11 protein-coding genes are annotated in these 15,412 nt (G+C 68.2%); 5 read left to right on the top strand and 6 right to left on the bottom strand.

From position 1 onward, the window contains the following. Positions 1-3 precede the first annotated feature (3 nt). Positions 4-792, bottom strand: coding sequence for a D-alanyl-D-alanine carboxypeptidase family protein (locus tag N8888_RS16920; protein ID WP_263176010.1), 789 nt, complete (start codon positions 790-792; stop codon positions 4-6). A gap of 120 nt (positions 793-912) precedes the next feature. On the opposite strand from N8888_RS16920, the gene N8888_RS16915 reads away from it, so the two are divergent. Both N8888_RS16915 and N8888_RS16910 read left to right on the top strand, forming a co-directional pair. Next, a complete protein-coding gene (locus N8888_RS16915) occupies positions 913-2,463 on the top strand; it encodes an alkaline phosphatase (RefSeq protein ID WP_263176008.1) in 1,551 nt (516 codons plus the stop codon). A gap of 61 nt (positions 2,464-2,524) precedes the next feature. Next, on the top strand, positions 2,525-3,091 hold the full coding sequence (locus tag N8888_RS16910; protein WP_065181563.1) for a GIY-YIG nuclease family protein: 567 nt from the start codon (positions 2,525-2,527) through the stop codon (positions 3,089-3,091). A gap of 34 nt (positions 3,092-3,125) precedes the next feature. Here N8888_RS16910 and N8888_RS16905 read toward each other — a convergent pair whose 3' ends face one another. Further along, a complete protein-coding gene (locus N8888_RS16905) occupies positions 3,126-3,308 on the bottom strand; it encodes a hypothetical protein (protein ID WP_197571077.1) in 183 nt (60 codons plus the stop codon). A gap of 98 nt (positions 3,309-3,406) precedes the next feature. Between N8888_RS16905 and N8888_RS16900 the strand changes: the two genes are divergently transcribed. Beyond that, positions 3,407-4,303, top strand: coding sequence for a LysR substrate-binding domain-containing protein (locus tag N8888_RS16900; RefSeq protein ID WP_065174425.1), 897 nt, complete (start codon positions 3,407-3,409; stop codon positions 4,301-4,303). Positions 4,304-4,354: 51 nt separating this feature from the next. Here N8888_RS16900 and N8888_RS16895 read toward each other — a convergent pair whose 3' ends face one another. Then, a complete protein-coding gene (locus tag N8888_RS16895) occupies positions 4,355-5,071 on the bottom strand; it encodes a transporter substrate-binding domain-containing protein (protein ID WP_263176001.1) in 717 nt (238 codons plus the stop codon). Between the two features lie 259 nt (positions 5,072-5,330). Continuing rightward, the gene (locus tag N8888_RS16890) at positions 5,331-6,170 is read right to left on the bottom strand and encodes an arylamine N-acetyltransferase family protein (protein WP_111186275.1); all 840 of its coding nucleotides are present in this window, start codon (positions 6,168-6,170) and stop codon (positions 5,331-5,333) included. 203 nt (positions 6,171-6,373) lie between these two features. Between N8888_RS16890 and N8888_RS16885 the strand changes: the two genes are divergently transcribed. Then, positions 6,374-8,908 (top strand): methyl-accepting chemotaxis protein, encoded by a 2,535-nt coding sequence (locus N8888_RS16885; RefSeq protein ID WP_263175998.1) that lies wholly within the window; start codon positions 6,374-6,376, stop codon positions 8,906-8,908. Between the two features lie 36 nt (positions 8,909-8,944). Here N8888_RS16885 and N8888_RS16880 read toward each other — a convergent pair whose 3' ends face one another. Together N8888_RS16880 and N8888_RS16875 are read right to left on the bottom strand one after the other, a co-directional pair. Beyond that, positions 8,945-11,461, bottom strand: coding sequence for a PepSY domain-containing protein (locus tag N8888_RS16880; RefSeq protein ID WP_263175997.1), 2,517 nt, complete (start codon positions 11,459-11,461; stop codon positions 8,945-8,947). 161 nt (positions 11,462-11,622) lie between these two features. Continuing rightward, complete coding sequence (locus N8888_RS16875; protein WP_164151368.1) at positions 11,623-14,166, bottom strand: TonB-dependent receptor plug domain-containing protein; 2,544 nt, start codon at positions 14,164-14,166, stop codon at positions 11,623-11,625. A 296-nt stretch (positions 14,167-14,462) separates the two neighbouring features. Here N8888_RS16875 and N8888_RS16870 point away from each other — a divergent pair, with 296 nt between their 5' ends. Then, entirely contained in the window at positions 14,463-15,383 is a 921-nt protein-coding gene (locus N8888_RS16870) for a bifunctional helix-turn-helix transcriptional regulator/GNAT family N-acetyltransferase (RefSeq protein WP_065181626.1), read from the top strand. Positions 15,384-15,412: the final 29 nt, after the last annotated feature.

Raw genomic sequence — 15,412 nt, 5'->3', positions numbered from 1 at the left:
AGCTCAGGCTTCTGCGACGGTGTCGCCGGCCAACGCGGCGAATCCACTGGCAAGATGCCTGCGCACCCGCGCATCGCGTGCTTCGCGGTCTTCCGAGCCAAGCACCACGGTGATCAATCGCACCGGCTGCGCGTGTCCGGCGATGGGGCGGCGCGCCGTAGCCGCCAGGCAGAACCCGGCCGCGCGGGTATAGCCGGTCTTCAGGCCGTCCACACCTTCATCGGCGAGCAGTGCGTTCTGGTTGCTGCGGCTGAACGTCCCGTGCGCGAACGCCGGCTGTGCGGTGATGGCCAGCACCTGCGGATGATCTGCCAGCAGGCGGCCCGCCAGCACCGCCATGTCGCGTGCGCTGGATACGTGCCGCGGCGTGGTGATGCCGGACACCGACGCGAACCAGGTACTGCCCAGGCCGAGACGCCGCGCCAGCGCGTTCATGTGCTGCAGGTACGCCGCCTGCGAGCCGTGCAGATGGCGGGCAAGCACAAGGGCCGCGTCGTTGCCCGATACCACCAGCATGCCCTGCAGCAGCCGGCCCAGCGTGACCGTTTCGCCGGGCACCAGGCCCATGCGCGTTTCATCGTCAGCAACCGCCTGCACGTCCTCGGCGGCAACGGTCACCGGCATCTCCCAACCGGCGGCGCCGGATGCGACCTGTTCGTAGGCTGCGTACGCGGTCATCAGTTTGGTCAGTGAAGCAGGCGGACGCTGCAGGTCGGCGTTCTCCTGGTGGATGACCGCGAAGCTGCCGGCATCCAGGGTGATCGAGGAGACCGGGGGACGTGGAGACGGCATGGTGGCGCGGCAGGGGAGACGTTCCACAGGATACCGCTGCCACGATGCGTGAATCTGCAATATTGCAATGATATAACGTCGCGCATTCCGGGCCGCCTGCCCGACCCCACAGGATGCACGATGACCGCACACACGCCGCGCCGTTGGCTCTACCCTTCGATTCTGGCCGCGCTGGCAGCCCTCGCCGGCTGCCAGCCGGCACCGCGTGCGCAGGCGCCGGTGGCGACCGGCGGCTACCCGCACAACGTGATCGTGATGATCAACGACGGCGCGGGCTGGGGAACCTGGGATGCCGCCGCGTACTGGCAGTATGGCAGCCGCGAAGGCGCCCCGTACGCGCACTTCCCGCAGCGCCTTGCGGTGGCCACGTTCCCGCTCAACGCCAGCAGCCAGCCCACGCACGATTCGGCGCAGACGCTCGGCTACGACGCCGCGAAAGCATGGGATGCCACCCCGGTACCGGCAGCGGATCTTCCGTTCGCCGGTTATCAGTACCTGGCCGCGGTGGCGACCGACAGCGCCGCGGCGGGCACGGCGTTGTCGTCGGGCATCAAGACGTACAACAACGCCATCAACGTCGACAACGACGGCGTCGCGGTCGAGTTCAACACCCTGCGCGCCAAGCGCCTGGGCATGGCAACCGGTGTGGTCACCTCGGTGCCGTTCTCGCACGCGACACCGGCCGCGTTCGCCGCGCAGAACGCGTCGCGCAACAACTACCATGCCATCGCCCACCAGATGCTGGCGCAGGGCCACATGGACCTGGTCATGGGAACCGGCGGCCCCGGCTACAGCGTCGATGGCCGCGCCTGCGATGACGATGCAGGCGCAGTGAAGGAAGAGGGTTGCGCGAACCCCTGGGAGTGGGTGTCGCAGCAGGACTGGCAGCAGCTGGAAGCAGGCACCCCCATCGCTGGCAATCCTGCCGGACCGTGGCGGTTGATCCGCAGCAAGGAAGCGTTCGCTGCGCTTGCACAGGGGAGGGTGCCAGCCGACCGCCCGTTGATCGGCGTACCGCGTGTGGCCAGCACCCTGCAGCAGGCGCGTCAGCTGCAGGTCCTGGGCAGGGATGAGACCACTCCCTCCGGCGTGAGGAAGATCGACAGCGTGCCGGACCTGGCGACCATGACCCGCGGCGCCCTGCAGTTCCTGCAGCAGCGCTCGTCCAAGGGCCTGTTCCTGATGGTGGAAGGCGGGGCCACCGACTGGGCCGCGCATACCAGCGCGTGCGGCACGGAATGGCATTACGGCCAGTGCGGCGACCAGCCGCAGTACGGCCGCCTGATCGAAGAGACGGTCGAGTTCAACGATGCGGTATCGGCGGTGGTGGCGTGGATCGAGCGCAACGGCGGATGGCAGCGCAATCTGCTGATCGTCACCACCGACCACGACAACAGCATGCCGATGGGCCCCGACGCGCAGCAGGTGGCGTTCGAGCCGGTGCGCAACAACGGGCGCGGGCGGATGCCGGGGATGAGCTTCCGCCCCACCGGCAATCACTCCAACGCACTGGTACCGCTGTGGGCCAAGGGCGCCGGCGCCGAGCGGCTCACCGCCCGCGTGCGCGGCATCGACGCCGGTTACCGCCAGCATGTGCGGTGGAATGATGGCAGCTACATCGACAACACCGACGTGGCTGCCGCAGTGGAGGACGTGCTGCAGCGGCCGTGACCCGAACGGCGCACGGTTCGGCCCGGTTGCCATCGCGTCCGAAGCGATGCAGCCTGCGCCGATGGAACCGCAGATCCGCATCGATGGTCGTGTCTTCGCCTACGTCTTTCCCTGCGCCTGGGAGGATTACGCCAAGATCGGCTTCTCGCGTGACCCGCTCGGTCGCATCAGCGCACTGCATCGGCGCTGGTTCGAGTTCTTCGATCTGTGCGCCGGGGCGCTGGTGGAGGCGGAAACCGAGCGCGATGCGCGTGACCTGGAGCTGGAGCTGCGTGCCCCCTTCCGAGCCCATCGCGCGCCGGCACCGATGACCGTGCAGGACAAGGCCGGCGGACGCACCGAATGGGTGCGTGGCGCGAACCAGGCCCTGTCCGATGCTGTGCGTACGCTGGATGGGCGCGGATATCGGACCTTCCCGCTGCGCCCCTGGCTGCGCGCCGCCATGGTCCAGCGGCTGGATCGCCTGCATGACTGGGCCGCCCTGCAGCTGCCGGAAGAGGAAAGCCTGCGCATGCCGGGCAGCCCCGGACCGGCGGTGCTGCGCGATACCCTCGATGGCTATCGCGCGCTGGACATCGACCCGCTGCCATCGCTGCCGCCCCATGTGCAGGCCTGGTACGGGCACTAGCGGCCCGGCCCCTGTGAGCCCGCCGCTGTCGCGCTCAGCGCGGGGCGGGGCAGGTGGGGCAAGGCACCTTTGCCGCAGCTGGACGGTCGAGGTGTGTGGTCCGGTACGGCTTTGCCGGTGCCCCGGTCGTGCTGGCCACCGGCGTGGCCAACTGGCGGGCCAGCTCGGCGCTTGCGATGTGACCGTGCAGGAACAACAGACTGCTGAAGATGTTCATGATCGTCGCTCCACTTGAGTGGATTGAACGATACGGGCAGCATGAGGACGTAAAAAGCGACATTTCCGCAAGCTTGACTTGAACAGGATTCAAGCCTCATGTCCCGCCCACCCCTCCATGCCCTGCAGGGTTTCGTGGCTGCCGCGCGCCTGGGCAACCTGTCACGCGCCGCGGCGTCGATGAACCTGACCGTCAGCGCGCTCAGCCACCAGATGCGGCAGCTCGAAGAACGCCTCGGCCAGCCGCTGCTGGTCCGCCAGGCGCGCGGGGTCGCACTGACCCTGGAGGGCCAGCGCCTGCTCGATCGGGTCGGGCCGCACCTGGATGCAATCAACGAGGTGTTCCAGCGCTACGCCGCGCGCGCCGAACATGTGCTGACGATCAGCGCCGTACCGTCGATGGCCTCCGCATGGCTGGTGCCACGGCTGGGTCATTTCGTCGCCGCACACCCGCAGATCGAGATCAACCTGCAGTCCAGCGAACGTCTTGTCGATTTCGATCGGCAGCTGCAGTTCGACGCGGCCTTGCGCGTAGGCGGCGGGCAATGGGCCGGGCTGGTGGTCGAGCGGCTGTTCGATGAGTGGCTGGTGCCGATGGCCAGCCCGGCGCTGATCGCGCGGATGGGCGGCATCGACCGTGCTCCACTGGCGCAGTGGCCGCTGCTGGGCGATCCGGATGGCGCATGGGCCGCGTGGTTTGCCCTGATCGGGCAGAGCCCCCCTTCGCGGTTCGTGGCGGTGCTCGACGATTCGGAAGCGCATCACCGTGCAGCGCTCGATGGCGTCGGTGTGGCCTTGGGCCGGCTGACGCGCGCGCGCCTGCTGCTGGATTCGGGCCAGCTGGTCGCGCTGTCGGAGCAGCGGCTGAAAACCGCCTGGCCGCACTGGCTGGTGTATCCGCAGCGCTCGGCGCGCCACCGTGGATTCCTCGCCTTCCGTGAGTGGTTGCATGCGCAGGCCAGCGAGCATGCGCGGCACATGGAGACGCAGGGCTGATCCGGCCCGGCGCACGCAGCCACCTGTCGCGTGCTGCGGGCCACTGCTGCGTCATCGCACCAGGGTGACCGCCTGTCCGGAACGTGCGAAAGCGTCCTCGAGCAGGGGCCCTGCCTTGATCGCCTCGACCTCGTCGAACAGGGCCCGCAGGGCGGCAGCGGGGCGCGCCGCAGGTGCGGCCACGGCCTGCTGGATCGCAGTGAAGCGGTCGGCGAGCACGCGGTGTCCCGGATGCTGCAGTGCCCAGGCCTGCAGTGGCTGGCGCACGCCAGCGGCGGCATCCAGGCGCCGCGCGTCAAACAGATCGATGGCTGCCGCCGACGTGTCGGCACGCTCGATCGTGGCGTGCCGCAGTTCCCGGCTCAGGAACAGATCGTAGGCGGCACCCCGGCCAACGGCGATGCGCAGCCCATCGCGGTCCAGATCGGCCACCTGCCGCGCCGGACTGTCCTCGCGCACCAGGTAGGTTCCTTCGATCTCCACATACGGTGCACTGAAGGCGATGCGATCGGCTCGTGCCGGATCGATGGCGAGAAAGGCCAGGTCCCATGCGTCGTCGGCTGCCGCCGCGACCACCGATGCGGCCGCATCGTGACAGGTGAATCGCGCCTGCACGCCCATCCGCTGCGCCAGCGCGGTGGCCAGCTCCACCGAGGGGCCGCGCGGCGATCGTGCGTCGCCCCTCGCAAGGACCGGATTCCCCAGATTGATGGCGACGCGCAGATGGCCCAGTGGCGTCAGTGCACTTCGGTGATCGGCCAGGGTCATGCAGCGCTCCGCGAAGGGTGGGCAGGCCAGCATGCCCGCAACGATGCGCACGGAATGTCAGGGCGGCGCCATCCTGCGACGATGCACCCCATCGCGCATGTCGAGATTCCGGCCAGCGACCTGCTCGCGCCATTGCCTTCTACCTGCAACTGCATGGTGCCGGCCACTGGCGGGTGGCCGAGATCTGCGACAGCGAGGGCAACCGCATTGCGCTGCAGGCGCCGGTGACGCCGTAACCCGGGCACCGTGCCGCGCGGTGCTACCGTGATGCGGCGTGCGAGCGCTGCAGCCAATCGGTGATCGCCGGATCGAGCCGCGCATCGTCCGGCACGCGCAGGCCGAATGCCGACTGCAGCACGTCGCGCACGTCGGCGGCATCGCGCAGCGGGCGCTTGAGCGGCGCCTGCCCGGGGCGGTACTCGGTGTAGTTGCCACTGCCGATGGTGCGCCGCCAGTCCGGGCCGGCCAGTGAGGCGCGCAGCTGGCCAGGGAAACCCGAATCCGGGTGCGTGCACACGTACCAGTTGGCCACCACGTTGTCGATCGGCGCTGGCGGCCGCAGGTCGAAGCGGTACAGCGCCCGCCATGCGTCGCCCGCCTGGGCGGACAGCACGAAATCGTCCCCGCCCGGCAGCTGCTGCAGCTGGAAAGACTCATGCGGCGTGGTTTGCGGCGCCGTTTCGTGCAGCCGCAGTGGCACCGTCGGCGTCAGGCCACCGAAGCCGGCATCGACCAGCCAGTCCTCTCCCTCCACGTGCACGCGCAGCAGCAGGTGGGTACGCGCCGTCGGGGCATCGTCCTGTGCTGCCAGCAGCACGCGCGCGCTCAGCGGCTGTGCGTCGAAGCCCACTGCCTGCAGGAGCGCCAGCAGGCCGCCGTTGAGTTCAAAGCAGTAACCGCCGCGCTGCTGGTCGAGAAGCTTGTGCTGCACGCTGTCCAGATCGATCGGCACCGCGTCGCGCAGCAGGCTGCTGAGGGTTTCAAAAGGGAGCAGGGCGTTGTGGCGCTGCACCAGCAGGGTCAGTCCGGCAAGGTCCAGCGACGGCGGAGCATCCAGTTGCAGGCGCTGAAGATAACGGGGGACGTCGAGCGGGGTCATGGCGAGGGCGGCCGGTGGGAAGAATCCCACTGTGCAACCGCAACCGGGGTTGAGGTCAAGCGCGGGCGCTGTGTCACGTCTCCGTCGCCTGGGGCCGGTACAAATAGCGCAACCGGCACGGTGCGTGCCACGGCATCGGCAATGTGCCTAAAGTTGCCGCCGGTCAGGCCGATACAGGTGCGTCCTTCCGCCTGGAGTCTGTGATGTCGGCCGCCGTCCCCCTTCGGTCCCTGCGCACCCGTCTCATCGCGATGCGCTCGGCGTTTCCACGCCTGCTGGTCTGGCTGCAGCCGCATCGACTCAGCGTGGCCAACAAACTCAAGGCCACCCTGCTGGTCTGCGGCGCGGGCCTGGTGGCGATTGCCGCTGTCCATGCCTGGACCGGTTATGCCAGCAGCCAGGCCGCACGCAGTCAGGCCAGTTACCAGCGTGGCAGCGATCTGGCCGCACGCCTGGCGACACGGGTGGCGGAGGCGCGTCGCCTGCAGACCCAGTATGCACGCAGTTTCGACGACGCTGACCGCAGCCAGCTGCAGGCTGCCCAGCAGGCATTGCAGGTCGATCTGAATGCGCTCAGGGCGATGCCGATGGATGCCGGTCGCCGCAAGGCATTGCAGGCGCTCACCGAGGCCGCCGAGGGATTCTCGCAGGGAGTGGCCGCGCTGTTCGAACGTGTGGATGAGATGGGGCGGGGTGATGCCGGCCTGGCTGCACAACTGCAGCAGGCCGCCGATGCCCTGCAGCAGCGGGTGGATGGCCTGGACCGGCCGGCACTGGCGCTGCACCTGCAGAAGATGCGGCGCCAGGAAGCGCTGCTGCTGCTCGATGGCGATTCGACTCATGCCGACCGTGCAAGCGAAGAGAAGCTGCCGTTCGATCTGGCGCTGGCGGGGCTGCCGCCCGACGTGCAGGAGGCGCTCCGCACCGGCATGGACGCCTATCAGTCGGCACTGCTCGGCTATACCGCTGCCCGCGTCGGCCTTGACGTGGAGACGCAATCGCTGCTGGAGACGGCTGCCGGCGTGGCGCCCGCGCTCGCCGCCTTCCAGCAGGCACAGGTGAAGGCGCTGGCCCTGGCGCAGGCGCGGCAGCAGGCCGGTGCACGCACCATGAGCGTGCTGTTCGCCCTCACCCTGCTGCTGGTGGCCGGCGTGCTGATCACCAGCCTGCTGCTGGTGCTGCGCGCGGTGCGCAGGCCGATCCAGGATACCCTGCGGTTCGCCAGCGACATCGCCGATGACCGGCTCGATACCACGTTGCGCGTGCACAACGCCAACGACGAGATCGGCCAGCTGGCACAGCGCCTGGTGGACATGCAGCAGCGGCTGCGTGCGCGCATCGAGACCGAGCGTGCGATGGCCCGTGGCAACACGCGCGTACGCCAGGCCCTGGACTGCGCGCAGACCGGGCTGATGGTGGTCGATGCCGAAGGCCAGGTGGCCTACGCCAATCCTGCGTTGCGGCACGTGCTGGGCCTGCAGGCCGACGCGCTGGTCGGCACTGACGCGCGGGACCTGCATCCGGCCCTGGCCAGCCTGGTCGACGCGCGCCACCGCCAGGAGCGGGAAATCAGTCATGCCGGTGTGCGCTATCAGTTGATCGCCAATGCCATCGTCGATGACGACCAGTTCCTGGGCGTGGCGCTGGAGTGGCGCAGCCGTGCGCTGGAAACGCTGCTGGAGACCGAGGTGGCGGCACTGGTCGACGCTGCCGCGCAGGGTGACCTGCACGGGCGCATTTCGCTGCAGGGCAAGCACGGTTTCGTGCATACGCTGTCCACCAGCATCAACCGCCTGCTGTCCACCTTTGAAACCAACCTGGGGGACCTGCAGGCACTGCTGGCGGCGTTGGCCCGTGGGGATCTCAGCGTACGCATGGAAGGCGAGCTGCAGGGCGTGTTCGCACGCATGCGCGACGATGCCAATGCAACCGTCGCACAGCTCGGCCGCATCGTGACCCGCATCCAGCGCGCCGCTGCCAGCCTGGACAGCGGTGTCGGTGAAATCGTTGCCGGCCATCACGACCTCTCGCAGCGTACCGAGCAGCAGGCGGCCAATCTGGAAGAGACCGCAGCCTCGATGCATGAGCTGACCGACACCGTCGGCCGCAACGCCGACGCCGCCGAACGTGCCGACGCGCTGGTGCAGGGGGCTGCAGCGGTTGCACAGCGGGGTGGGGTGGCCGTCGGTCAGGTGGTGGAGACCATGCAGGGCATCAGTGAAGCATCTCACCGCATCGGGGACATCACCCAGTTGATCGACGGCATCGCATTCCAGACCAACATCCTTGCGCTCAACGCCGCCGTGGAGGCTGCGCGTGCCGGAGAGCAGGGCCGCAGTTTCGCGGTGGTGGCGGCGGAAGTGCGTCTGCTCGCGCAGCGCAGTGCCGAGGCAGCCAGGCAGATCAAGGCGCTGATCGAGGATTCCGTGGCACGCGTCGGCCAGGGCAGCGTGCAGGCCGCGCAGGCGGGCACCACCATGGACGAGATCGTCGGCAGCGTGCAGCAGCTGGCGGACCTGCTCGCCGGCATCCGCAGCGCCTCGCAGGATCAGCACGCAGGCATCGCCCAGGTGAACCACGCCATCGTGCAGATGGAAGCCAGTACCCAGCGCAATGCCAGCCTGGTGGAAGACGCCGGCTCGTCGACCGCGCAGATGCAGGCGCAGGTGCGCGCGCTGGCCGAAGCCGTGTCCGCGTTCCGCCTGCAGCCGGACCGTCAGGCCCGCGCGGCGGCATGATCGCGTCCGCCGCCGGGTCCAGCCCGGCGGCGCGGCTCAATACACGTCGCGCCGGTAGCGGCCGCTCTCGAGCAGCGTTTCCACCACCTCGTCACCGAGCGCGCCCCGCAGTACCTGATCCACGCCCTCGGCCATGCCCTGCAGCGAGCCGCAGACATGGATCACGGCGCCACGCTGCATCCATTCCCGCAGTTCATCGCAGGCCGACCGCAGGCGGTCCTGGACGTAACCGCCCGCTGCGTCGCGCGAGAACGCCAGGTCGACCCGGATCAGATGGCCCTGCGCCTGCCATGCGCTCACCTCATCGGCGAACAGGAAGTCATGAGCGCGCTGGCGCTCGCCGAACAGCAGCCAGTGGCCGTGCTCGCCTGCGTGTGCCGCCTCGCGCAGCAGGCCGCGCAGGCCGGCGATGCCGGTGCCGTTGCCGATCAGCACCATGGGTGCGCCCGGCACGCGATGGAAGCCGGGGTTGCGGTGCACGCGCGCGGCGATGTGCGCGCCTGCCGGCGCATGCAGCGACAGCCAGCCCGAACCCAGCCCCGGGCGCCCGTTGTTGTCGTGCACCAGGCGCACGACCAGTTCCACCACGCGATCGGCCGGGCACGAGGCGATCGAATACTCGCGGCCCGGCAGTACGGGCAGGGCCGTCAGCCAGCGTCCGGCATCCTGCACCTGCAGCGCACTGGCCGCGTCCGGCAGTTCGCGTTCGCTGGCCAGGCACTGCAGGGTCTGCGTGTCGCCTTCGATCAGCAGCGGTTGCAGCGGGTCCAGTCCATGCGCCAGCAGTACCGCACGGGCATGCGCGGCGCTGTGCCGCGGCGCGATATGCAGGATGTCGCCGGCCTGCCACTGCACGTCATCCGGCGCGGCCAGCCGGATCCGCCAGATCGGACCACCGACGCTGCCCGGGTTCAGCTGCTGGCGATCCAGCAGCTGCCAGTCGTGCATGCGGGTGGCCGCCGGCAGCACGCTGTCGTCGGCAGCAATGCCGGTCAACAGGCCGAGCTGCTGCTGCCACTGGCGCAGTGCCGTGACCGATGCAGCGTCCACATCGATGCGGTCGAACATCGCGCGGGCACCGTTGCCCAGCAGCCACGCATCGAACTGGCGGCCGAAGGCGCAGTAGTGCGGGTACTGGCGGTCGCCCAGCGCGAGCATGCCGAACTGCAGTGTGGCCAGGTCCAGGGATCGGCCCAGTAGCTGGCGCGAGGCACGTCGTGCCGAATCCGGCGGTTCGCCGTCACCAAAGGTACTGAGCACGAACAGCGCGTGGCTCGCCGCCTGAAGGCGGTGCGCGTCGATCCTTGCCAGCGGCAATACCTGCACCGCCTGTCCGCTGGCCTGCAGCTGCGCTGCCGCGCGCCATGCCAGCTGCTCGGCCAGGCCGCTCTGGCTGGCATGCACCATCAGCCATGCGGCGCCGTTGGCTGCGGCCGCCGGCAGCGGCTGGCGCAGCGCACGTGCGGCGCGCTGGCTGCGGCGACGGTCGAGATAGAGCAGCCAGCCGGTGATGAAGAACAGGCTCATGCCCAGGCTGCTGAGCATCACGATGATGCGCCCGGGAATCCCGAAGTAGCTGCCCGAGTGCAGCGCGAACACGCTGGTAGCCAGCTGACCGCCAGCGCCCTGGCGCGCGTAGGGACGCGCGTCCAAAATCGCACCGCTGGCAGGGTCGAGCTGCAGCAGATCGTGCGCGCGGTCATGATGGCCGCCGCGCAATGCTGGATCGCCCGCCATGGTCCGCACATTCAGTGCCTGGCCGGGCTTCTCGGGCAGCCGCAGGTCGATGTAACCGGTGCGCACCCCGGCCTGCGCGTACAGCGTCGCTTCCACGCGGCGCAGGTCGAGCACGGCGCCGGCATCGATCACCTGCTTGGCCGGTGGCGCCACGCCGAGCAGGGCATTGGCCGCGCTGCGATACCAGTCGAACGACCACCACAGGCCGGTCAGGGCACTCATCAGGTAGATAAGCAGCACCCAGGTGCCGGCCACCGAATGCAGGCTCCACAGGAAGCCGCGGCCGCTGCGCTTCCATTCCACGGCCAGCCAGCTTCGCCAGTGCCACCAGCGGCGGGGCCAGCGCAGGTAGAGCCCGGACAGCGTGAAGAACAGCAGGGCGATCGCGCAGCTGCCGGTGATCCATTTTCCGCGCTCGCCCGCGGCGAGGTGGCGGTGCAGGTCTTCGACGAAGTCGAAGAAGGCCTGCCCGCGCAGGGCGCTGAAGCGCTCGCCGCTGTATGGGTCGAAGTACACCCAGTGCGCTTTGCCGCCGGCGAAACGGGCCACCGATGGGCGCTGGCCGCTGGCATCCACGCGCAGCCGCTGCAACGGCCGTTTGCTGTCGGCCTGCAGCATCGGCACCAGCTCGCTCAGGGGGAGCGGCTGCTGGCCTTCGGCGTGATGTTCGGCGATGGCGGCGAAGCCGGGGTTGGCGGCGCGCAGCAGTTCATCTTCAAAAGACAGGGCTGCGCCGCTCAGGCCCATGATGGCCAGAACGGTGCCGGCCGTGATGCCCAGCAGCCAGTGCAGTTGGAACAGGACGTTCTTGAACATCGGGGGATGAAAGCCAGGAGGGCTGCCGCCCGCATCCTGCGCAACAGCAAATGAGAATTAGTCGCGTAATTCTCGGGGGCGCCCTGCCTGCGGTCAAGCCGGTGGGGTGGCGCCAGCGACGGGGCCTTCCATGGCCACCGTTGCGCGCACTTGCACCTGCGTCAGAACTTCCAGCCCACCCGCGTGTAATAGAACCCGCCGTTGAATCCGTAGGGCGAATGCACCGGATACTGCGCACCGGCCACGCCCCCCCAGGGGTTGCTGGCCGGCACACGGTCGAACAGGTTCTGCGCGCCCACGCTGACGTACAGGCCCGAATCGAACTTCCAGCCCACCTCCGCATCCACGATCAACGCGCTGCCCCCGTAGATCGGCAGGCCGCCGTCCTCGGCGGAGATCACGCCGCTGTCCAGGTGATCCTCGTACCAGCTGCTGTAATAGTTGAACCGGAGATTGGCGTGGAAGATCTGCCGCTGGTGATTGATGCTGAAGTAGCCCTTGGTCCTGGGCAGCGATTTCTCCAGCTTGTACACGCGCGCTTCGTCGATGAAGTCGGTGTCGTAGCGGTCCACCTTCGTGCGGTTCCAGTTGGCCGCCAGCGAGTAGGTGGTGACCCCGCCGAAGTGGTTGCTCTTGAAGCTGGTCACCAGGTCCACGCCGGTGGTGGTGGTATCGAAGGCGTTGCCGAAGTAGGTCACCTGCGAGATGGAAGCGGCTTCTGCATTGCCGCCGGCCACCAGCGCCGCACGCTCTTCCGGAGTGACCGCAAAGCTGGTGCTCAGGGCAATGCGGTCTTCCACCTTGATCTGATAGCCGTCCAGGGTGACCAGCCAGTCACCTTCGGTCCACACCGCGCCCAATGACACATTCCTGGACTCTTCCGGAGTAAGCGGCTGCGCGCCCTTGAGCTGGGCAATCGGATTGGTCGGCGGCAGGGTGGCGATGTCTTCCAGTGCGGTACCGCCGAACACGGTGCTGATCTGGCTGATGTTGGCCTGGCCGGGCGTTGGTGCACGGAAGCCGGTGTTGTAGGCGCCGCGCAGAGCGAAGTGCTCGTTGAAGTCGAAGCGCGCGGTGAGCTTGCCGGTGGTGGTGCTGCCGAACGAATCGTAGTCCTCGTAGCGCAGCGCACCGGCCAGCAGCAGCCGCTCGGTGAGCTGGGCTTCCAGGTCGGCGTAGGCGGCCCAGTTGCGACGATCAAAGGTGCCGGCGGTGCGCGTGCTGAAGCCGTTGAATCCGTTGGAGCCCAGCGCGAAGCCCTGTTCGGTCAGCGGCCCGATGGCTGTGGACGGGCCGTCACCGGGGCTGATCCTGAAGCTCTCCTCGCGCCATTCGGCACCCATCGCCAGGCGCAGCGGCTGGCTGCTGAAGCTGACCGGGATGTCCCGGCTGACGTCCACGTTGAGGTTCTTTTCGGTCTGGGTATTGCCACCCGGGCGGAAGAACAGCCCGGCCGGCTGGTCGGGACCGAGCGAGGCGTTGACGGTGTTGTAGATGGTGAACTCGATGTCGTTGCGTCCCCAGGAGCCGCTCACGTCCCAGTACCACTCACCCCAGGTGCCTTTGGCGCCGGCGAACACCGAGGCGTCTTCCAGTTTGCCGCCGAAGCGTGGGGTGAAGCCGCCGGGCAGGCTGGACAGGAAGGTAAAGCAGTTGGCGGGCAGGGCAGCCACCGCGCCGCTCACGGTGCCGTACGGCAGCAGGTTGCCGGCGCCATCGCGCAGGGCGATGGTGGGGCATGCGCCCACGCCGGTCAGGTTGCCCACCAGCAATGTCTGGCCGCCATCGTTGGAGTAGACGCCCGAACGTGCGGTGGGGTCGCGGTAGTAGAACCCGCCATCCACTTCACGCTTGGCGTAATTGCCGAACAGGTAGAACTCCACGTTCTCGGTGTCGTAACCGAGGTTGGCGACCAGCTTGAGGTCGTCGTCCACCTTCGGCGATCCCCAGATCTGCGCAGGATCTTTCACCCCGGGGTAGCCTGCCGCTGCGACCGCGGCGGCATCGTCGCGCTGCACACTGCGCGAGGTGTCGTCGGCGTTGCGCCATTCGGCCGTAAGGGTGGCGAAGCCGTGCTCGGTGAGCGGCAGGCCGATCTGCGCCGAGTACTGGGTGGTGAGCCCGTCGCCCTCGTAGTACTGGCCGGCGAACACCTCGGCGGTGCCGCCTTCGCGCAGCTTCTTCAGGCTGAAGTTGAGCACGCCGGCAATGGCGTCCGAGCCGTATTGTGCCGCTGCGCCGTCGCGCAGCACGTCCACCTGTTCCAGCGCCAGCGAGGGGAACACGGACAGGTCCGGTCCCTGTGCGCCGTCGGACAGTCCGTGGCCGAGGAACGTGATCACCGCCGAGCGGTGGAAACGCTTGCCGTTGACCAGCAGCAGGGTGTTGTCCGGCGGCAGGCCACGCAGGTTGGCCGGACGCACCAGGCTGGCCGCATCGTCGATGGGAATCGTGCTGACGTTGAAGGAAGGCACGAGCACTTTGAGCTGGTCGAGGGCGTCGGTCGCGCCCTGGTTGCGGAACTCTTCACCGCTGATGATGTCGATCGGCACCGCCGACGAGGACACCGTGCGCGGTTTGGTGCGGCTGCCCAGTACCGAAACGGTATCCAGGGTGGTGGCCGCGTCGGGCGTCGTCGATGTGCCGCTGTCCTGCGCCCGTGCAACGGGGCTGGTGGACAGCAGCGCGGTGGCGAGGGCCACCATTACTGCGGATGCCAATGGCGTGATTGCGTCTGGAGCCTGAACACTTCTGCGAATTCCGTGTTTCATGCATGCACCCTGCAGTCGATTTGAGTGGTTTGTCGGTCAGTCGTTCATCCTGTTGGTTCTCCTTGCAGCCAGGGCCCTGGTCGCTAAACGCAGAATTAACAGAACGTAAACCGTACTGCAACGAATCTTTCGTTTTAAGGCGCCAAGACGCGGAATGGATCGCAAAACAGCCTTATATGGTTGCTCAAGGCATGTACTATGTGCCCAAGGCAACCATCAGGAACGTCCCCGTGTCTGCGCTCACTTCCGATCCCGTCGCACAGGTCCGCGCCTTCAACCGCTTCTACACCCGCAGGATCGCGGTGCTCGAGGAGCGTTTGCTGCACAGCGACTTCACCCTCACCGAGGCGCGGGTGCTGTTCGAACTGGCGGCGGGCCAGGGCATCACGGCTGCGCAGCTGGGCCATCGGCTGGACCTCAACGCGGGCTACCTCAGCCGGCTGCTGAGCGGGCTGCAGGCGCGCGGTCTGGTTCAACGCGAACCGTCGGTGATGGATGCGCGCGCGAACCGGCTGGTGTTGACCGAGGCGGGCCGCGCCGCCTTCGCACAGCTGGATGCAGCGTCCAGCGAAAGCGTCGCTGCCATGCTGGGAGATATCAGCGAAGCAGGATGCCAGCGCCTTCTTGAGGCGATGGCGCACATCCAGGCACTGCTGGGAGGTGCATCGTCGGATTGCGTGCTGCGCGATCCCCGCCCCGGCGACATGGGCTGGGTGATCCAGAAGCACGGCGCGCTGTATGCACGCGAATTCGGATGGAACGCGGAGTTTGAAGCGCTGGTGGCCGACATCGTCACCCGCTACCTGCGCGAACACGACCCGCAGACCGAGCGCTGCTGGATCGCTGAACTGGACGGCACCCCGGTGGGGTCGGTGTTCGTGGTCCGGCACGACGCGCACAATGCCAAGCTGCGGCTGCTGCATGTCGATGCCAGCGCGCGCAGGCGGGGCATCGGGCAGCGACTGGTGGACGAGGCGATGAGCTTCGCGCGCGCGGTGGGCTACAAGCGCATGGTGCTGTGGACCAATGCCGCGCTCATCGACGCCCGCGGCCTGTACGAACGGGCCGGCTTCGAACTGATGACCGAGCAGCACGAGCAGCTGTTCGGCCAGCCACAGGTGTCCCAGCTCTGGGCGCGCTCTCTGGTCTGACCGGGATCAGGACGCGTGGATGCCGGCCG

The sequence above is a fragment of the Stenotrophomonas maltophilia genome (assembly GCF_025642255.1).
GTDB lineage: Bacteria > Pseudomonadota > Gammaproteobacteria > Xanthomonadales > Xanthomonadaceae > Stenotrophomonas > Stenotrophomonas maltophilia_P.
This window is presented reverse-complemented; position numbering and strand designations above follow the sequence as displayed.

Coding starts and splice junctions, on each gene's coding strand:
- N8888_RS16910 (WP_065181563.1), top strand. CDS start 2,525: ATGGAACCGCAGATCCGCATCGATGGTCGTGTCTTCGCCTACGTCTTT.
- N8888_RS16885 (WP_263175998.1), top strand. CDS start 6,374: ATGTCGGCCGCCGTCCCCCTTCGGTCCCTGCGCACCCGTCTCATCGCG.
- N8888_RS16880 (WP_263175997.1), bottom strand. CDS start 11,461: ATGTTCAAGAACGTCCTGTTCCAACTGCACTGGCTGCTGGGCATCACG.
- N8888_RS16895 (WP_263176001.1), bottom strand. CDS start 5,071: ATGACCCTGGCCGATCACCGAAGTGCACTGACGCCACTGGGCCATCTG.
- N8888_RS16875 (WP_164151368.1), bottom strand. CDS start 14,166: ATGGTGGCCCTCGCCACCGCGCTGCTGTCCACCAGCCCCGTTGCACGG.
- N8888_RS16905 (WP_197571077.1), bottom strand. CDS start 3,308: ATGAACATCTTCAGCAGTCTGTTGTTCCTGCACGGTCACATCGCAAGC.
- N8888_RS16900 (WP_065174425.1), top strand. CDS start 3,407: ATGTCCCGCCCACCCCTCCATGCCCTGCAGGGTTTCGTGGCTGCCGCG.
- N8888_RS16890 (WP_111186275.1), bottom strand. CDS start 6,170: ATGACCCCGCTCGACGTCCCCCGTTATCTTCAGCGCCTGCAACTGGAT.
- N8888_RS16915 (WP_263176008.1), top strand. CDS start 913: ATGACCGCACACACGCCGCGCCGTTGGCTCTACCCTTCGATTCTGGCC.
- N8888_RS16920 (WP_263176010.1), bottom strand. CDS start 792: ATGCCGTCTCCACGTCCCCCGGTCTCCTCGATCACCCTGGATGCCGGC.